The sequence below is a fragment of the Brachyspira aalborgi genome, assembly GCF_008016455.1.
GTDB classification, from domain to species: Bacteria; Spirochaetota; Brachyspiria; order Brachyspirales; family Brachyspiraceae; genus Brachyspira; species Brachyspira aalborgi.
This window is the reverse complement of the sequence record NZ_SAXU01000001.1, coordinates 1,276,664-1,292,934: the sequence shown is the minus strand read 5'-3', so window position 1 is coordinate 1,292,934 and position 16,271 is coordinate 1,276,664. Positions and strand designations below refer to the sequence as shown.

Sequence of the window (16,271 nt, the reverse complement as noted above, 5' to 3'; positions counted from 1 at the left end):
TTTTATTTCTTTTTACCCGATTTTTTAGATTTTATAATTTTATTTTTATAAACATATTTTTCAAGTTCGTATTGGTCGTCAAATATAATATTAAACCATTCTTCGTATCTTTCGCATTTTGGCGGACTATGTTTTGAGCAAATTTCGTTTCTGTTTTCGTAATTTTTGCATAAATATGTTTTTTTATCCAAATATCTGCATTCGCTTCTTATCATATGATACCAAGTATCTTCGTAAATAAATATAAATGAATGTCTAAAATGCAAATACCATTTCAAAGTGTTAAGTTCTTCCTCGTCTTTCGGAGGCGATATTTCCATTACCAAATCATGACAGCATAAAGAATTACAATCGGCGCATAATTTTTCGCTAACCGTTTTCTGCCTACTTTTTAATAATTTATCCGATGGTATAATTTTCATTAATATAAACCGTTTTTATAAAATTTAATTTATATTATATTAAAGATTAAATTAAAATTCAATGATTAAATACGAAACTTGCATCTATAAAAATGCTTTAGTCAAATATTGAAATTAATAACTTTATTAGTATTACAAAAACTAAATTTTATGAAATTAATTTTTTTAAATTTGTATTGCTACGCCTTCAACTCGTAGTGAAGGTAAAGATAATAAAAACAAAGAATTTAAATAAAGTTAATAAATTAAGAGATAGTATAAACTCATTCTATAAGTGACGCTTACCTAAACTATCTTGTTTACTTAAATAAGTTCTGAAAACTAAAAAACTTCCATCCGATTTTATTTCAAATTCGTCATCCAAAGCTTCGTTTAAAGTTCCTTGCCACCAATATTTATAAGCATGAGTTTTCCATTTTGTCCCTTTCGATTCAAATTCGGAGCAGTCGATATTAAAAAAACTAACTTGTTGTCCTTTGAATGAAGAAAATCTACAATTTCCTTGAGCCGATACAAAATAGCCATAGTCTGTGAGCATTACCGATTTAATATTAAATTCTTTTCTGTAGTTTGTAAGATGTCCGATATTTCCTAATGTATGGTCTTCTCTCTTTCCTGTAGCGCCTAAATATGCAATATTTTTAAAGCCTTTATTTATGCAAAATCTCGTAGCTTTAGTTTGGTCGTTAGTGTCTTGTTCGGTTTCAATATGAATTATATCTTTATATTTTCGCTTAAAATTTTTTGAGAGAGAATCGCCATCTCCGACTATAGCGTTGGGAATTTTTCCTCTACGAATATATTTATTTCCCGCTCCATCGCAACAACAAATAAAATTAGCGTTTCTTAAAATATACAAAGGAATTTCTTCAGAAGGATAATCGCCATCGCATAATATCACGGCGTCAAATTCGCTATTTTTATTAATTAAAGGATAATATTTTGACATTTCTATTGATTCATTTTTTCTAAAATATTTTCTATATGTTTAAGTTGTCTATCGGCGGTTTTATTATAATCTATTTCGCCGAGCGCGATTTTATAAGCCTTATCGATTAAATTATCCATTTCCAATTTTGATTTATTAAGCATAACTTTTTGAGCTAAATCTTTTGTAATAATCCATCTTTCTTTTGCCAAATTATAAAAATAAATCGCGTATTCAAAACTTTTTTTTATATCTTCGTCAAATTGAGAATTATAAAAATAATAATTTTCTTTATCGTAAAGTCCCGCAATATAAATATAATTTTGAGTTATAAGATAATTAAATTGCATATGCATTAAATCTTTATATCGAGTATATGATTCTTCGCTTTCTATTATCGTTAATGCTCTATTTACGAAATCGAAAGGAGATTTTAAGGCTCTTTCTAAATAATCTACATTTTTAAGCATATCATATTCGGAGTAATAGGAAGGCAAAGAATATAATCTATAATAATCTTCCGCATAAACTATATAACCGTAATCTTTTTTTTCAATTATAGTAGATTCTTTAAATCCTACTCTTGAATAGAGATTTAAACTAAAAATTACAAATATTATAAATATTATTTTTTTCATTATTATTTTAATTAAAATTTAATTATTATTAATATTAACGGTAAAAATATATAATTCTTTATTTATTATTAATTTTTACTTCAAGAATTTTCCTTTCATTTCAACGCATAAATCTAATAATGCAATCGATAAAGCCGCTTCCAATACGGGAACTGCCCTAACAGCAATACAAGGGTCATGCCTTCCTTTAATTATAAGTTTATCTTCTTTTTTAGTTTTTAAGTTTAAAGTTAATTGTTCTTTTGCGATTGAAGGAGTCGGTTTTATTGCTACATTTACAATTATTGGCATTCCGTTTGAAATTCCGCCTAAAATTCCGCCGTTATTATTCGTTTTAGTTTTTATTTTATTATTTTTAATTATATAAGCGTCATTACATTCGCTTCCTTTATAATTTACAAAATCAAATCCGAGTCCGAATTCTATTCCTTTAACTGCGGGAACTCCAAACATAGATTCTGCAATTCTGCTTTCAATCGAAGAATAAAAAGGCTCTCCAAATCCAACGGGAATATTAAAAGCGACTACGGTTATAATTCCGCCTAAAGAATCCATATTTATTTTAGCTTCTTTAATTGTTTTTATCATTTCGTTCATTGCTTCATTATCGAATACGGATAATTCTTTTTTATAATTTTTAATAAATTCTTTATAGCTTGGCAATTTATTATTTGGATATTTATCTTTTATATTATATATCTGTTTTATATGAGCGGCTATATTTATATTAAATTTTTCTTTCAAAGCCAATTTACATAAAGCGCCTGCAAATACTAAAGGTGCGGTAAGTCGTCCCGAAAAATGTCCGCCTCCTCTTATATCGTTATAATTTTCGTATCGAATCATTGCCGTAAAATCGCTATGCGAAGGACGAGGCATAATTTTTAAATTAGAATAATCTCCGCTTCTTTTATTTTCGTTTCTTATAATTGCAGCTATCGGCATTCCCGTAGTTTTATTTTCAAGCAATCCCGAAAGAATTTCAACTTTATCTTTTTCGTTTCTTGTGGTAGAGATGTTCGGATTTTTCGCTCTTCTTCTTTCAATTTCAGATTCTATAAAATCATTGTCAATTTTAATGCCATGCGGAAAACCGTCAATAACGCATCCTATAGCCTCGCCGTGAGATTCGCCAAATAAACTTAATTTAATATTTTTTCCAAATACGCTTCCCATGTTTAGTTATCTGCATCTATTCCATTTTTATATCCAAAACCGTATCCGCCAATAATTCCTTTTAATAATTCGGTATTATCTGTAAATATGGATAGAATTGATAATATTATAAGTCCGAAAAATATTAAAAGTGTTATAATAAAAATTCTTTTCTCTTTAAATTTTCTTTCGTCACGTTTGTCGTTATTTTCTAACAATTTATTTATATTATTACCATACATAAAAATTCCTTAAACTAAATATATATTATGAACTTCGGAATTTGAAACCGAACAATTTAATTATAGTAAAATTATTCTATTTTGTCAAACTAATTTAATATTAAAGCAATATAGAAATAATTGCAAGTAGTAAAGCGTTTTCATTAGCATACGCTATAGCTCAAACTACATTATTTAAAACATATTTTTGAAAGTTCTGTTTTAGCGATATGGATTATGAATCCACTCCTCCTTCAATTAGCAGTAAAAATTGCACTTTCACTATAAAATTTAAAAAATTGCAAAGCGGTTATGCATTATCAAGCGAGGTTTCTCGTTTAATGACTTCAGGTTTAACTATTAAATTAACTTTAGACAGTAAAGCAGATTGGAAATAAAGATTAATTTATATTAATAAGATAGTGATAGTTAAAAGGCATCGTATTTATTACGGTGTCTTTTTTTATTTTTGATTGTTTGGCTTTTACCCGACTTTGTCCTCGTAATTACAATTTATTTTTTCGTCATTACAAAAATATTTATACCCGAAGCAATCCACTATTAATATAATCTATTTCGTTATTACAAATTAAAGTTTCAATAAATATTAAAAATTTTATTTAGTATAAACTCTACCGTTATGTTTAGCTTTTATCTTTAACACAGTTTCACTAATCATATTAACAGCCTCCATTATATCAGCAAATACTTCAGGCTTGATAGATTGCGCCCCATCGCATAATGCATGCTCAGGGTCGTTATGAACCTCTATTATCATTCCGTCAGCTCCAGCAGATAACGCGGCTAATGTCAAAGGTAATGCCATCCAAGATTTTCCGCTCGCATGCGAAGGGTCGCCTATCACAGGCAAATGACTTACTCGCTTTATCATTGGAATCGCGCTAACATCAAAAGTATTACGCGTATAATTTTCAAATGTCCTTATTCCTCGCTCGCATAAAACTACATCGCTATTGCCTTTGTCTAAAATATATTCGGCGCTCATTAACCATTCTTCTATAGTATTTGCAAGCCCTCTTTTTAATAAAATCGGTTTTTTTAATTTTCCGACTTCTTTTAATAATTCAAAGTTTTGCATATTTCTCGCTCCAATTTGAATCATATCTACAGTATTATCGAATTCTTCCAAATGCCTAATTGAAACGATTTCGCTTACGATTGGAATTCCAACTTCTTCTTTAGCAAGCTTTAAAATTTTAAGTCCGTCTAAAGCCAAACCTTGAAAAGCGTAAGGTGAAGTTCTAGGCTTAAAAGCTCCTCCTCTTAAAATTGAAGCTCCAGCGGATTTAACGCTTTTAGCAATATTAATAACTTGTTCTTCGCTTTCAACGGAACAAGGTCCCGCTATAATAACGGGTTTATTTTCTCCGATTTTAACTCCCGAAACATTAACAATAGTGTCTTCTTTTTTGAAGGCTCTATTCGCTCTTTTAAATGGCTCTTGAACTTTTAAAATTTTTGAAACGCCAGGAAGAGACGAAATTAATTCTCTATCGATTTTACCCGTATCGCCGACTACTCCTATTACAGTATAATCGACTCCTACGCTCTTATCGATTTTCAAGCCAGCATTTTCGATTCTTTTTATAATGCTATTTATATGCTCTTCTTTAGTATTTGGTTTCATTACTATTATCATAATTATCTCCTTAAAATAATTTTTATAATATTTTTAAATTAATATAATCTACGGTTAAAGTTTGATTACTATCTTCGTTAGTCGATTTAGTAATTACAAATTTATAATTATCTTTTTTAAAATAAAATATTTCCGCTAAAATATTTCCGTCAATATTGTCTATAATTTCTTTATTAAATCTAATATCGTTTGAGTTCAAATTATTTAATATATTATCTAATGAAGAATCTATATTATTTGTTACGCTAACGGTTATCTGCTCTATTGTATTATCTCCGACAAATATTATAATCTCGCCTTCGCTTTCTTTTACTTTTATGTTTTTTCTTAAAATATTATTTCTAATTAAATTTTTATCTATTTCAAAAATTTTTGATAAATTATCGAATGAAGTTATAAAAGATATTGAAGCTAAAGATTTTATATCGTTATTATTTACTGAAATAAAATCAGAATATATAAAACTGTCTGAAATATTTGCTTTTCTATTAATAGCCGTATTTTTATGAATCAAATTAGCGACAACTATGCATGAAATAAACAAACATGAAAATAGTATAAATCTTATAACTTTCATTTAATAATCAAATAATTAATTTTCCATAAGTAATATATCGTCAACTTCTTCTATAGAGAATAAAGGCATATCGTTTGCATTATAAAAAGAAGGACTAATTTCAAAATTCAAAACGCTTTTATATTGTTTATAATTTTCCGCTTCTATAACTATATCTAAATCTATATTTATACTTTCGTTTGAATCTATTTTTTTAGGCATAAAGCAAAACATAAATTTTCCAGGAACATTTTTTGAAACAACGGCGGGATTAGGAAAATTAGCTCCGTAACCTTCGATAAGTTTATTTTTATAATACATATATACTAAAGCGCTTTCGACTCTTTCGGAATTTTTAGCCGAACATATATTTCCCATAATGCTCGGATAGGTTAAATAATAACCGTTTTCTTCTATAAGAGGAATCGATTCTAAAGGAGTATTTTCTTTTCTTCTTCTTATAACTTCGCATGCTTTTTCTATAGTAGTTAATATTTCTATATTTTCTTCAGTATCGCCCTTATCATAACTGTGTAAAACTCCTCTCGCGCTTGTAACATATTGAGGTTGAACTCTATTCAAAGTATAGGCTATTATATCCATACGCATATTTGTATTTGCGGGTATATTTTTTTCTTTAAAATAGGAATCCGCTAATTTTGAAACTTTCTGTTCCATAAGGTTTACTAAATACATAATATTCTCCCTAACAAAGTTTATGATATATTATACAAAATAATATATTATTTGTCAAAAAACTATTTAAATTTTTTTAATATCATAATATAATAAATACGATAAAAAAAGCGATTTAGCTTAATTTATTTTAGAGGTAATTTGTCTTAATGAAAAGTCGTAGCAATAAAAATGATTTAAGAGTAAAAGAAACAAAAAAATTACTTGAAGATTCTTTAGGCTCTTTATTAGAAGAAAAATCTTTTGAAGAGATTAGAGTAATGGATATATGTTCTAAAGCTAAAATACATAGAAGCACTTTCTACACTTATTATAACGATAAATACGAGCTTTTAAAATCGAAATTAGACCAATACGAGGCTAAATTTTTAGATTTTTTAAGAAGATATAAAATAGAAGAAAAATTAGTAGATTCTCATGTCGATATAATGATTGAAATATTAAAGTATTTTTATTTCAATAAAAAATATTTAAAAGTAATATTTCAAAACAATAGAGAAGGAAGTATAATAAAAATATTGCAAAAGTATCTTGAGGCTTATATTATAGAAGGCGTTAAAGATATGAAGCAGATTCGCCATGACAGACCGCATATGGTTGGAATAATGGGAAGTTTTTATTCGGGCGCTTTTATTTCGGTTATAGGAGAGTGGATATTAAAAGATTGTTATATAACTCCCGAAGAATTATCTCAATATATTTCAGATATAATAATGCAAAAAGTTTTTATATAAACTAATTTAACATTTTAATTTAACTTTTTATTAAGAATTATAATTAATATTTATTTAGTAATATTAAAAAGCATAAGTTCAAATCTTGCCTTAAAAATATTATTAGGAACGCTTACGCTTAAAGTATTCAAATAAGATATTTTAGATATTATACTTACTATTTCGGAAAGCGAAAATAATTTTAAAGCGTTCTTTTTTTTCGTCAAAATAAATGTTGGAATTTTTGTTATTTTGCTTATATCGTTTAACGCCGTTTGCGGAGGAAAAATTTTCATATAATATAAAGCGATAAAATTATTCATCATAAGAGTTAGAGAGCTTGAAGCGTCTTGGTCTAATCTATTCATCAAACTAAAGCATTTATTTCTGTTTCTTTCAAAAACAGCATCCAAAAAGTCGAATATATTTTTATTTTTAGACACATAAGTAAAATCAATAATATCTTCAATATTCAAATATTCTTTATCGTTATAATCGCAAATTTTATCAAGTTCGGAATATAAAGAATTATAATCTAAATTTATATTATTAATTAAATATTCTATCGCATCGCTTGAAATCTTTTTTTCTTTTTTATTCATATAGGCGTTTATTAATCCCTTAAAATCTTTTTCTTCAGGCAAAGGAAAATTAATAAAATGCAAATAATTTATATTCTGCTTTTTTGAAAAATATTTATATATGGCGTCTTCTTTTAATTCGTTTTCAGTTTCAAGTATAACTATAGAAGACTTTGAAGGATTAGAACAATAATCTAAAAAATCATCTTGAAAATTATTATATTTATAAATAACTATAACTCTAATTTTAGAACCTAATGGCGGAGTGTCGGCAATTTCTAAAGGAGAATAACCTATAGCGTCATTTTTATCGTAGAATATATTATAATTCATTTCGCTTTCGCCTTCGTCTTTGAAAATTGCAGAATGCATAGCGGCTATAAAAGATTTTTTAAATAATCTTTCTTTTCCCGTTAAAATATATATTCCGTATTTGAAAGGCTCTTTTATATAATTGTCTTTTAATTTTTTGAAATCCAATTCTGTTTTTATAGAAATCGCGTTTATCATAAATCAACTAAACTTTTTTACTTTATCTACAAAAACCCTTATCTCTATTTTGCATTCATCATGAGCGTTTAATTTTATTTTTTTAATAATAGCGTTAACTTTTTTATTTTTATCGTCTAATTTATGAGAAATTAAAGGAGATATAATATCAGGCACATAACCTAATTGTATAGGGTCCGAGGACCATACCGATATTGCAAATTGGTCGTAAGGATAACTTGTATCTTGTATAAGTTCTATAGGCTCGTTTTCCGATAGATGTTCTATTATTTCTTTTCCATCGCTATCTTTATAATCCGCCACAAAAAAATCTATATAATTTCTTTTCGTTTTATAATCTGTATTAATTATTATTCTTCTATAACTGTCTTCTTGACTTCTTATATTAATAGTATGTTTAGTAATGTTTTTACTCTTGGTATACAAAATTAGCCCCGCAATATTTATTTTATAATAAAGAATTTTACTTTAAATCAAATTTTCTGTCAAGCGATTATGAATAAAAAAATAGCCGACTTCAAAAAATGAAATCGACTATCTTAAAAAATATTGTTTCTAATTATTGAATTAGACGCAATATGCCTTGTCCCATAGTATTTGCTTGGGCAAGCATAGCTAAGTTAGACTGCTGTAATATGCTGTCTTTTGCCAACTGAACTGAAGATTCAGCCATATCCGTATCTCTTATTCTGCTTTCGGAGGCTATAGTGTTTTCATGAGCTATCATTAAACCTTTAGCCGTTAATTCCAATCTGTTTTGATAAGCGCCAAGATTAGACCTTTGTTTTGAAACTTTTGTTAAAGCTTCGTCAACTAAACCAATCGTAGTATTCGCCTTATCAACGGAAGATATGGATATAGCGGTTCCGTCTTGAGGATTTTGTATTCCCAAAGCTGCAGCCGTCATAGTGCCAATATAAACTCTTCTTCTTTCGTCCATATTCGCTCCAATATGAAACCACATACTTGCAACAGGATTTCCGCCTTCGTTAGGATTTGCAAATCTTCCCGTAAGCATATTGAGAGTATTAAATTGAGCTTGACTAGCTATTCGATTAACTTCGTCAACCAATTGAGACACTTCAACTTGAATAAGCATTCTGTCCGCATCCGTATATATTCCGTTTGCAGATTGAACGGCTAACTCTCTTATTCTTTGAAGAATATCTTGACTTTCTTGAAGATAACCTTCGGTAGTCTGAATAAAAGAAACTCCGTCTTCGGTATTTCTTTCCGCTTGACGCAAACCTCTAATTTGAGTTCGCATTTTTTCGGATACCGCTAAACCAGAAGCATCGTCTCCAGCTCTGTTAATTCTGAGACCAGAAGATAGTTCTCTCATATCTTTTCCCAAATCCCAGTTCTTAAATTTTAGTGTGCGCTGTGAATTAATAGCGCTAATATTATTATTGATGATCATCGTCATCCTCCATGATATTTATTCAAAAAGGCATCCTTGCCTAATTGGCTAAAAAAATATTAAAGAGAATTTAAGGTATTCCGACAATCAAAAGCGAAGACTTTAGTTGAAAGAATACCTATAAATTCTTGGAATATACTTAAAGGACTAAATATATTCCGCATATGGTATAACAACTCTACAAATTGAAAGCTCGAGACCGCCAAATCTATGGGCTTTCATTTGTTATATAATAATTTTCGGCATTATCGTCATAAAATTAAATTTCATTTAGAATTTTTTTCGCTAAAAACGGGCAAAAACCAAATTTTTTTAATTTTTTTCTAAAAAATCTTTTATTATAATACATTTCATACATTTTTATCAATATTTTTATTAAAAAAATTCTACGAATGAATAATGAAGCATATCGATTGATAAAATTTTTTTGCATAAACTCTTGACTAATAATAAAAAATTTATTATAATTATAAGTAGATTAATTAAATTTTTAAGGAGATAAAAAATGAAATACTGTATAAACATTAAGCAAAGCAAAGCAAAGCAAAGCAAAGCCTAAAATTGTATCTTTAATCAATAATTCTTTCAAAATCGTATTACTCATATTATTATTTTCAATTAGCTGCAAATCTAAACAGAAACCTGAAGAAAAATATAATGGTATAATACCTCAAGGATTTTCTGGAAAATATATATATGATAATAATAATAGAGATAATTATTTTGAAACTACATCTTCAAATGCTATTATTGGTTCACCTAAAGCAATAAGACAAGGAGTTCTACCTCTTATATTAGTGGGTACAAATGATTATCGGGACTCCATTAATGGTAAGGCTATTACTTATCGTGAAGATTTAGATAATGGGTATCGTTATAGATTTTATACAAATAAGGATGATTTAAAAAGAACATTATTCTTGGCGCACACTGCTAGTGGGGGTTGGGGGATGGTATATATTCATGCAGACGATTAAATAAATAATTTTTTTAAGTTTAAATTTTGTTAGTTTATTTATTTCGTAATTGCGAGGCTATATCGAAAATAATTTAATAATATCTTTAATCATAAAAGTCTAAAGCTATTTATATTTTAAACGAAAATAATAAAGATATAGTATAAATTAAACGGGATTATCTTTAAATATATGCGTTTTAATAAAATATTTTTAATAGCGATTTTTATATTATCTATAAATTTTAATCTTTTTCCAAATAATTTTAAAATAATTTCAAGGCAAGGCGAAACTTCAATAATAGTTAATGAAGAAAATTCAAATATGGATTTTAAAAAAAGTTTTCCAAATGATTATTTTTCTGTTTTAACTAAAGAATCTTCTTATTTAGTTTTAGATAATTCTCAAAAATCTATTATATTAATGCCGAGCGCAAAATTAACTTTTGAAAATAATAGATTTACTTTAAATTACGGTTATATGTATATAAAAACAAAACATAATGACGATATACAAATAATTTTATCTAAAGACGGAAAAGCTTATAATCTCAAAGGAAAATCTTTTGCCGTTGTTTCTTATGACGAAAATATTTCTATTATAAGTTATGATAACGCTACAAAAATAGCACCCGAAAATTCTTTGGGATTAAGTTATTATTTAGAACCTTATAATAAAACTTCTATTATTCCGATTCTTGACGGTCCTTATAGAATAACTGAAAACGAAAGAACTTTAATAGATAATGTTTCAAGACAGTTGGATACTGAAATTAATAGTCATTTAAATGAAGATATAGAGAGATACAATTTTAAAATAATGGAAGGAACTAAAAACGAAAATATTATTCACAGAGTTGTTCATCCTAAAGAAGGTCCTAATATATTTTTGATAGTTCCGCATGGAAGCGAGAGAGTTGGAACGGATGTCGCAATTGAAAGAATTAATATGCCAATAAAAAAGGGAAGTTTAACTATAGTGCCGATAGCAGTCCCTGAAGCTTACGAAAAAAATGTTCGAGCTATAGAAGGATTAGATATTAACAATAGATTTTTTAACAGAAAAATAAATAGAAGTATTACCGATAAACTTGCAAAAAAATATATGGATATGCTTGACGAATATAAAATTGATGTCGTTCTTACATTGCATGAAGGAAACGGATTTAAAGAATTTTTTGGCGATTCTATTATTTACGACAGCAGAAAATTAGACGATAAAGTCTCTAAAGTTTTGGCAAATATAAATTCAAGAATAGAGCCAATGAGTTTTAAGTTTAAGCAAATGTATTATCCTATGCCTACGACTATAACCTATTATGCCAATAAAAAAAATATAGAAGCTTTCGGAATAGAACTTACTAAAAATTTAGATTATGATAAAAAAAGAATTATAATGCATACTATATTAAGCGAATTTTTTAAAATATACGGATTAGAATGATTTATTATTTATAGTGGTTATGTATAAAGCTTGGTAAAATATAATAAATGAAGTTAAAATTATTATTTTTTAGTTAGCAAAAATAAAGAATAACATTATAAAAAATTATAAATTATTTACTCATATACTTATTTACAATCTCATCGTCTTCTAAAGCGGTTAGAATTTCAACTCCGTCATTTGTAATTGCAATCGTATGTTCGTAATGCGAAGATAAAGAACCGTCCTTTGTTATCACAGTCCAATTATCTTCTTCAATTAAAATAGAATGATGTCCCATATTAACCATAGGCTCTATTGCTATAACCATATTCTTTTTTAATATCGGACCCGTTCCTTGTTTTCCTCTATTTGGAACGGAAGGCTCTTCATGTAAATTTGAACCGACTCCATGTCCTTGAAATTCTCGCACAAGAGAATAGCCCGCATCTTCGGCGGTTTTTTGAATAGCATAAGAAACATTTCCTAAATGAACTCCGTCTCTTATAATTTTAATTCCGTTAAAAAAAGATTCCATTGTTGTGTCTACTAATTTAGAAGCTTCTTCTGAAACATTTCCAACTTTAAATGTAAAAGCTCTATCGGAATGATAACCTTTATAATAAACTCCAATATCTAAACCGATTATATCGCCGTCTTTTAAAATTCTTTTCTTGCTTGGAATTCCATGAATTACTTCGTTATTTATTGAAGCGCAAATTGAAGCGGGAAAAGGCGGATTTCCATAACCTTTAAACGAGGGTTTAGCGTTGTTTTTTCTTATATAATTATAAACGAATTTGTCTAATTCTTTAGTAGATATTCCAGCCTGCACGATTTTTCCGACTTCTTTAAATACATTTGCAAGAATATGTCCGCTCTCTCTCATTAAATTAATTTCGGATTGAGTTTTTATTTTTATAGACATTTTAATCCTTTATATTATTTACCGTTATCTATATCGGAGTTTTCAGAAGGCTTATTAACCGTAAAAGATTCTTCGACAACTTTAGTAATATTCTTTTTTTGTCCGCCCGTAATTGTCATCTCGCCTTGAATAATCGCTCCTTCGCCAACATCTATTTTAGGCGCTTCTATATTTCCCAAAACTCTTCCCGTTTCTATTACAATAACTTCTTTTTTTGCGTCAATATTTCCGATTAAAGTTCCCGCTATCGTTATACTTTCTGTAAGAATTGTGCTTGTTTTTACTCTTCCGTTTGTTCCTATTATTAAATGTCCGTCTATTTTTAAGTCGCCTTCAAATTTTCCGTCTATTTGAAAAGAACCTTTTACTATAAAAGTTCCTTTAAATGAAGAACCGTCTCCAATTACGCTGTTTATAATATCTTTTCTTGCCATAAAATCAACTCCGTAAATATATTAATTTAATTTTATAATCATAATATTAAAAAGTCAATATTTATTTTTTATTTTAAAAATTTAATTATTATAAATTTAATTATTCAAAATAGAATTTATTTCGTCTTTAGTTAAATATTCAAATTTTCCTTCTTGCAAATCATTTAAATATATATTTGAAATTCTCAATCTCTTTAATAAAATAACCTCAAAACCAACCTTTTCGCACATTCTTCTTATTTGTCTATTTCTGCCTTCTTTAAGAATTATATTAAAAGAATTTTTTGAAACTCTTTTAACTATAGCGGGTTTTAATTTTTTCCCGTCAAGCGAAATTCCAAATTCTAATTTTTTTAAAGCGCTGTCTGAAATATTACCTTCTAATTTTACATAATATTCTTTTTCGCATTCGCTTTCTTCTCCGATTATTTTTCTGCTAAAAACTCCGTCATTTGTAAAAAGTATTAATCCTTTGCTATCTTTATCTAATCTTCCAACGGGATATAATTTTTTTAAATTTTCGTCTAATAATTTATAAATCGGTTTTCCTTCTTTTTTGTTATTTGAAACGACATAACCGACTGGTTTATTTAATTTTATATATATTTTTTCGTTTTTATAATTTTCTATATCGCAAATAATTTTATCGTTTTCTCCAACTTGAATAGCGGGATTAATTATAATCTCTCCGTTAACTTTTACTTTTCCGTCTTTAATTAATTTATCGGCTTCTCTTCTGCTTGCAATATTTAAATAGGCTATATATTTATTTAATCTCATATTTCAACTTTTTATTTTTTGATTATATTATCATAGTTTTATTAATAATAAAATAACCTAAAAAAGATAAAGTTTTTATTCCATCATTAGAGCATTGTCGAAGGCGCACAGAGTGAGCGAAGCAATCCATTTTTCATAAAATTCAATTATTAATGAAATAAAATTTTGACAAATAAAAATATTCTGTTATAATATTCTTATGAAAAGAAATAGAGAAATTGATAAACTAAATGATTTATTCGTCCGATATTTGCTCGGCAAAAATGGAAATGAAAATATGCTTGAGGATATGGTTAACGCTGCTTTAAGCGATTTCAATTTTGAAGAAGTTAAAGATTTAGAAATAATCGACCCTTATAATTTATCTGAAAACATTGATTTAAAAGAATCAATTATAGACATTAAAGCGAAAACAAAAGATAATCAAACTGTAATTATTGAAATTCAACTTTGCGGGAATATTGATTTTGTCAAAAGAATTTTTTATTATATTTCAAAAAATATTGTTAATGAACTAAAGGAAGGCGAAGATTATAAAAAGCTCCCGAGAATTATTAGCATAAATTTACTTAACTTTAATTTAGATTTTGGAGACGAGGGAAAACCTCACCGCTGCTTTAAATTAATCGACACAAAAAATCATGATATAGATTTAGATTTTATTCAAATGCATATTATAGAAGCGAAGAGGTTTATTGAAATAATTGAAAAATCGACTTTAGATGAATTAAAGAAAAATAGATTATTAACTTGGATGAAATTTTTCACAAGCAATAATTTAGAATTAATCGAAAAAGAATTAATGGAGGCAAACCCGATTATGACAAAAGTAATTGAAGAATACAAAAGATTTACTTCTGACGATAAATTAATGAGAGCTTATGATGCCCGAGACGCATTTTTATTGGGGCAAAAAATGATGTTATCAAGAGAAAGAGAGGAAGGCAAAGCAGAAGGAATTAAAGAAGGCAAAGCGGAAGGAATTAAAGAAGGAATTGAAAAACGAAATTATACTATTGCAAAATCAATGAAAAAAGAAAATATCGATATAGAAACTATTAAACGAATAACAGGCTTAACCATAAAAGAAATTGAAAAATTATAAATCCCACTTCTTTTTTAATTTTAATATAAATAAAAAACAACGGACGAAGTTTTAACCTCGCCCGTTTAACTTGAAAGTTTAAAATTATATTATATTATTCAAGGTTGTTTAGTTCCTTTAAATAAAAAGTCGGTTCCAGAATTACTTTTAAAAGTTATTTCTAAAGTTGAAGAATCGTAATAATAAACTATACTAATATTTCGATGCCCCCAACCCCATGCGTCTGTTGCGTCTACCGATTCAAGTTTAATATCTTTTCCGTCTTTTGTTGTTTTCTTCCATTCTGTAATATTAAAACCAAAACGGCTATCTCTGCCTTCACTATTTTTAGCCTTCCCCTCTATTTCAGTCTCTTCATCTCTTCTAGTGACTTCTCTTCTAGTGACTTCTCTTCCATCTTTATCTTTATATGTTCCCGCAGGTGGAGGAAAATTTCCAATTTCAGTAGTTTCAGTTCCGCCTGTCCCAGAGCCTCCGCCTGTTTCAGAAGTTCCACCCGTTCCAGAGCCTTCGCCTGTTCCAGCTCTTCCGCCTGTTCCAGAAGTTCCGCTTTTTCCGCCGCCTGTAATTTCAGTTCCATCGGCATTGTCTTTTTCTTTTACTCCGCTTTTATCTTCGGCGCTACAACTTACGAAAGCTATCAAAGACAAAAAGCATAATAAGATTGTAATTTTTTTTAGTAGTTTCATACTACACTCCTTAATTTTTATTAAAAACATTTAAATAAATGTTTCTTGCGAAATTAAAATTTTGATTGAATTGAAATAATTCAAATATTAGTTTTTTATTTGATAAAAATTTTTGCAATAAAATTGAAGCGCTTAAAAATTTAAACGCTTTTGAAATTTGTAATATATAGAAATTTAAATTATTGTTTAGAAGATAATAATAGCGTTCTGTTCTGTTCTAGATTATTCAAGTTAAACATCCTTAAACCGAAATTCTTTCCTTCGGTTATTTATTTATTAATTGTATGCAAATTATAACATTTTAAAAAAATTTGTCAAGCATTTATTTTAAAAAAATTCTTAAATTTCAAAAAAATTTAAGCAATCCACATTTGAAAAAAGTTAAATTTTTAGAATAGAATTTTATTAATTTTATATTAAATCGTTTCACTATAAATATATTTTAATCAAATACAAA

General features: G+C 27.7%; 19 protein-coding genes. 4 read left to right on the top strand and 15 right to left on the bottom strand.

The features are described 5' to 3' along the window. Positions 1–2: 2 nt before the first annotated feature. From EPJ79_RS05830 to EPJ79_RS05810, 5 genes are all read right to left on the bottom strand, one after another. Positions 3–422 (bottom strand): zinc/iron-chelating domain-containing protein, encoded by a 420-nt coding sequence (locus EPJ79_RS05830; RefSeq protein ID WP_021957741.1) that lies wholly within the window; start codon positions 420–422, stop codon positions 3–5. A 268-nt stretch (positions 423–690) separates the two neighbouring features. Then, positions 691–1,371: a thiamine diphosphokinase gene (locus tag EPJ79_RS05825; RefSeq protein ID WP_147738782.1), complete on the bottom strand. Its 681-nt coding sequence runs from the start codon at positions 1,369–1,371 to the stop codon at positions 691–693. Between the two features lie 2 nt (positions 1,372–1,373). Beyond that, positions 1,374–1,988: a hypothetical protein gene (locus tag EPJ79_RS05820; RefSeq protein ID WP_147527389.1), complete on the bottom strand. Its 615-nt coding sequence runs from the start codon at positions 1,986–1,988 to the stop codon at positions 1,374–1,376. Between the two features lie 75 nt (positions 1,989–2,063). After that, positions 2,064–3,164: a chorismate synthase gene (gene aroC / locus EPJ79_RS05815; protein ID WP_147738781.1), complete on the bottom strand. Its 1,101-nt coding sequence runs from the start codon at positions 3,162–3,164 to the stop codon at positions 2,064–2,066. Between the two features lie 2 nt (positions 3,165–3,166). Next, positions 3,167–3,385 (bottom strand): hypothetical protein, encoded by a 219-nt coding sequence (locus EPJ79_RS05810; RefSeq protein ID WP_147738780.1) that lies wholly within the window; start codon positions 3,383–3,385, stop codon positions 3,167–3,169. Positions 3,386–3,594: 209 nt separating this feature from the next. Between EPJ79_RS05810 and EPJ79_RS11535 the strand changes: the two genes are divergently transcribed. Beyond that, positions 3,595–3,762: a hypothetical protein gene (locus EPJ79_RS11535; RefSeq protein ID WP_158634353.1), complete on the top strand. Its 168-nt coding sequence runs from the start codon at positions 3,595–3,597 to the stop codon at positions 3,760–3,762. Positions 3,763–3,980: 218 nt separating this feature from the next. Here the strand turns inward: EPJ79_RS11535 and aroF are convergent, their stop codons facing one another. From aroF to EPJ79_RS05795, 3 genes are read right to left on the bottom strand one after another with little or no spacing between them, the layout of a single operon-like run. Beyond that, the gene (gene aroF, locus EPJ79_RS05805; protein ID WP_147738779.1) at positions 3,981–5,024 is read right to left on the bottom strand and encodes a 3-deoxy-7-phosphoheptulonate synthase; all 1,044 of its coding nucleotides are present in this window, start codon (positions 5,022–5,024) and stop codon (positions 3,981–3,983) included. A gap of 22 nt (positions 5,025–5,046) precedes the next feature. Then, positions 5,047–5,601 (bottom strand): hypothetical protein, encoded by a 555-nt coding sequence (locus EPJ79_RS05800; protein WP_147738778.1) that lies wholly within the window; start codon positions 5,599–5,601, stop codon positions 5,047–5,049. A gap of 15 nt (positions 5,602–5,616) precedes the next feature. Next, the gene (locus EPJ79_RS05795; RefSeq protein WP_021957619.1) at positions 5,617–6,276 is read right to left on the bottom strand and encodes a late competence development ComFB family protein; all 660 of its coding nucleotides are present in this window, start codon (positions 6,274–6,276) and stop codon (positions 5,617–5,619) included. A 149-nt stretch (positions 6,277–6,425) separates the two neighbouring features. On the opposite strand from EPJ79_RS05795, the gene EPJ79_RS05790 reads away from it, so the two are divergent. Further along, on the top strand, positions 6,426–7,010 hold the full coding sequence (locus tag EPJ79_RS05790) for a TetR/AcrR family transcriptional regulator C-terminal domain-containing protein (protein WP_021959744.1): 585 nt from the start codon (positions 6,426–6,428) through the stop codon (positions 7,008–7,010). Positions 7,011–7,060: 50 nt separating this feature from the next. Here EPJ79_RS05790 and holA read toward each other — a convergent pair whose 3' ends face one another. The 3 genes from holA to EPJ79_RS05775 all read right to left on the bottom strand — a co-directional run bounded on the left by holA (position 7,061) and on the right by EPJ79_RS05775 (position 9,500). Continuing rightward, positions 7,061–8,077 (bottom strand): DNA polymerase III subunit delta, encoded by a 1,017-nt coding sequence (gene holA / locus EPJ79_RS05785; protein WP_420913208.1) that lies wholly within the window; start codon positions 8,075–8,077, stop codon positions 7,061–7,063. A 6-nt stretch (positions 8,078–8,083) separates the two neighbouring features. Continuing rightward, the gene (locus EPJ79_RS05780; RefSeq protein WP_147529710.1) at positions 8,084–8,506 is read right to left on the bottom strand and encodes an HIRAN domain-containing protein; all 423 of its coding nucleotides are present in this window, start codon (positions 8,504–8,506) and stop codon (positions 8,084–8,086) included. A 133-nt stretch (positions 8,507–8,639) separates the two neighbouring features. Further along, positions 8,640–9,500, bottom strand: coding sequence for a flagellin N-terminal helical domain-containing protein (locus EPJ79_RS05775; RefSeq protein WP_021959098.1), 861 nt, complete (start codon positions 9,498–9,500; stop codon positions 8,640–8,642). 1,148 nt (positions 9,501–10,648) lie between these two features. On the opposite strand from EPJ79_RS05775, the gene EPJ79_RS05770 reads away from it, so the two are divergent. Next, positions 10,649–11,899: a M14 family metallopeptidase gene (locus tag EPJ79_RS05770; RefSeq protein WP_147738776.1), complete on the top strand. Its 1,251-nt coding sequence runs from the start codon at positions 10,649–10,651 to the stop codon at positions 11,897–11,899. A gap of 112 nt (positions 11,900–12,011) precedes the next feature. Here the strand turns inward: EPJ79_RS05770 and map are convergent, their stop codons facing one another. From map to EPJ79_RS05755, 3 genes are all read right to left on the bottom strand, one after another. Next, positions 12,012–12,806 carry a type I methionyl aminopeptidase gene (gene map / locus EPJ79_RS05765; protein WP_147561984.1) on the bottom strand — a complete coding sequence of 265 codons (795 nt, stop codon included), beginning with the start codon at positions 12,804–12,806 and terminating at the stop codon, positions 12,012–12,014. Between the two features lie 14 nt (positions 12,807–12,820). Further along, complete coding sequence (locus EPJ79_RS05760; RefSeq protein ID WP_147558319.1) at positions 12,821–13,240, bottom strand: bactofilin family protein; 420 nt, start codon at positions 13,238–13,240, stop codon at positions 12,821–12,823. 96 nt (positions 13,241–13,336) lie between these two features. After that, positions 13,337–14,020 carry a pseudouridine synthase gene (locus tag EPJ79_RS05755; RefSeq protein ID WP_147738775.1) on the bottom strand — a complete coding sequence of 228 codons (684 nt, stop codon included), beginning with the start codon at positions 14,018–14,020 and terminating at the stop codon, positions 13,337–13,339. A gap of 199 nt (positions 14,021–14,219) precedes the next feature. On the opposite strand from EPJ79_RS05755, the gene EPJ79_RS05750 reads away from it, so the two are divergent. Next, positions 14,220–15,125 carry an Rpn family recombination-promoting nuclease/putative transposase gene (locus EPJ79_RS05750; protein WP_147738774.1) on the top strand — a complete coding sequence of 302 codons (906 nt, stop codon included), beginning with the start codon at positions 14,220–14,222 and terminating at the stop codon, positions 15,123–15,125. 98 nt (positions 15,126–15,223) lie between these two features. Here EPJ79_RS05750 and EPJ79_RS11530 read toward each other — a convergent pair whose 3' ends face one another. Next, positions 15,224–15,814, bottom strand: coding sequence for a hypothetical protein (locus EPJ79_RS11530; protein WP_158634352.1), 591 nt, complete (start codon positions 15,812–15,814; stop codon positions 15,224–15,226). Positions 15,815–16,271 lie beyond the last annotated feature (457 nt).

Bases quoted from the DNA above. Each gene is read 5' to 3' on its own strand.
- EPJ79_RS11535 (WP_158634353.1), top strand. From the start codon at position 3,595: ATGGATTATGAATCCACTCCTCCTTCAATTAGCAGTAAAAATTGCACT.
- EPJ79_RS05790 (WP_021959744.1), top strand. From the start codon at position 6,426: ATGAAAAGTCGTAGCAATAAAAATGATTTAAGAGTAAAAGAAACAAAA.
- aroF (WP_147738779.1), bottom strand. From the start codon at position 5,024: ATGATAATAGTAATGAAACCAAATACTAAAGAAGAGCATATAAATAGC.
- EPJ79_RS05760 (WP_147558319.1), bottom strand. From the start codon at position 13,240: ATGGCAAGAAAAGATATTATAAACAGCGTAATTGGAGACGGTTCTTCA.
- EPJ79_RS05820 (WP_147527389.1), bottom strand. From the start codon at position 1,988: ATGAAAAAAATAATATTTATAATATTTGTAATTTTTAGTTTAAATCTC.
- aroC (WP_147738781.1), bottom strand. From the start codon at position 3,164: ATGGGAAGCGTATTTGGAAAAAATATTAAATTAAGTTTATTTGGCGAA.
- EPJ79_RS05755 (WP_147738775.1), bottom strand. From the start codon at position 14,020: ATGAGATTAAATAAATATATAGCCTATTTAAATATTGCAAGCAGAAGA.
- EPJ79_RS05800 (WP_147738778.1), bottom strand. From the start codon at position 5,601: ATGAAAGTTATAAGATTTATACTATTTTCATGTTTGTTTATTTCATGC.
- map (WP_147561984.1), bottom strand. From the start codon at position 12,806: ATGTCTATAAAAATAAAAACTCAATCCGAAATTAATTTAATGAGAGAG.
- EPJ79_RS05795 (WP_021957619.1), bottom strand. From the start codon at position 6,276: ATGTATTTAGTAAACCTTATGGAACAGAAAGTTTCAAAATTAGCGGAT.
- EPJ79_RS05770 (WP_147738776.1), top strand. From the start codon at position 10,649: ATGCGTTTTAATAAAATATTTTTAATAGCGATTTTTATATTATCTATA.
- EPJ79_RS05825 (WP_147738782.1), bottom strand. From the start codon at position 1,371: ATGTCAAAATATTATCCTTTAATTAATAAAAATAGCGAATTTGACGCC.
- EPJ79_RS05775 (WP_021959098.1), bottom strand. From the start codon at position 9,500: ATGATCATCAATAATAATATTAGCGCTATTAATTCACAGCGCACACTA.
- EPJ79_RS05750 (WP_147738774.1), top strand. From the start codon at position 14,220: ATGAAAAGAAATAGAGAAATTGATAAACTAAATGATTTATTCGTCCGA.
- EPJ79_RS05810 (WP_147738780.1), bottom strand. From the start codon at position 3,385: ATGTATGGTAATAATATAAATAAATTGTTAGAAAATAACGACAAACGT.
- EPJ79_RS11530 (WP_158634352.1), bottom strand. From the start codon at position 15,814: ATGAAACTACTAAAAAAAATTACAATCTTATTATGCTTTTTGTCTTTG.
- EPJ79_RS05830 (WP_021957741.1), bottom strand. From the start codon at position 422: ATGAAAATTATACCATCGGATAAATTATTAAAAAGTAGGCAGAAAACG.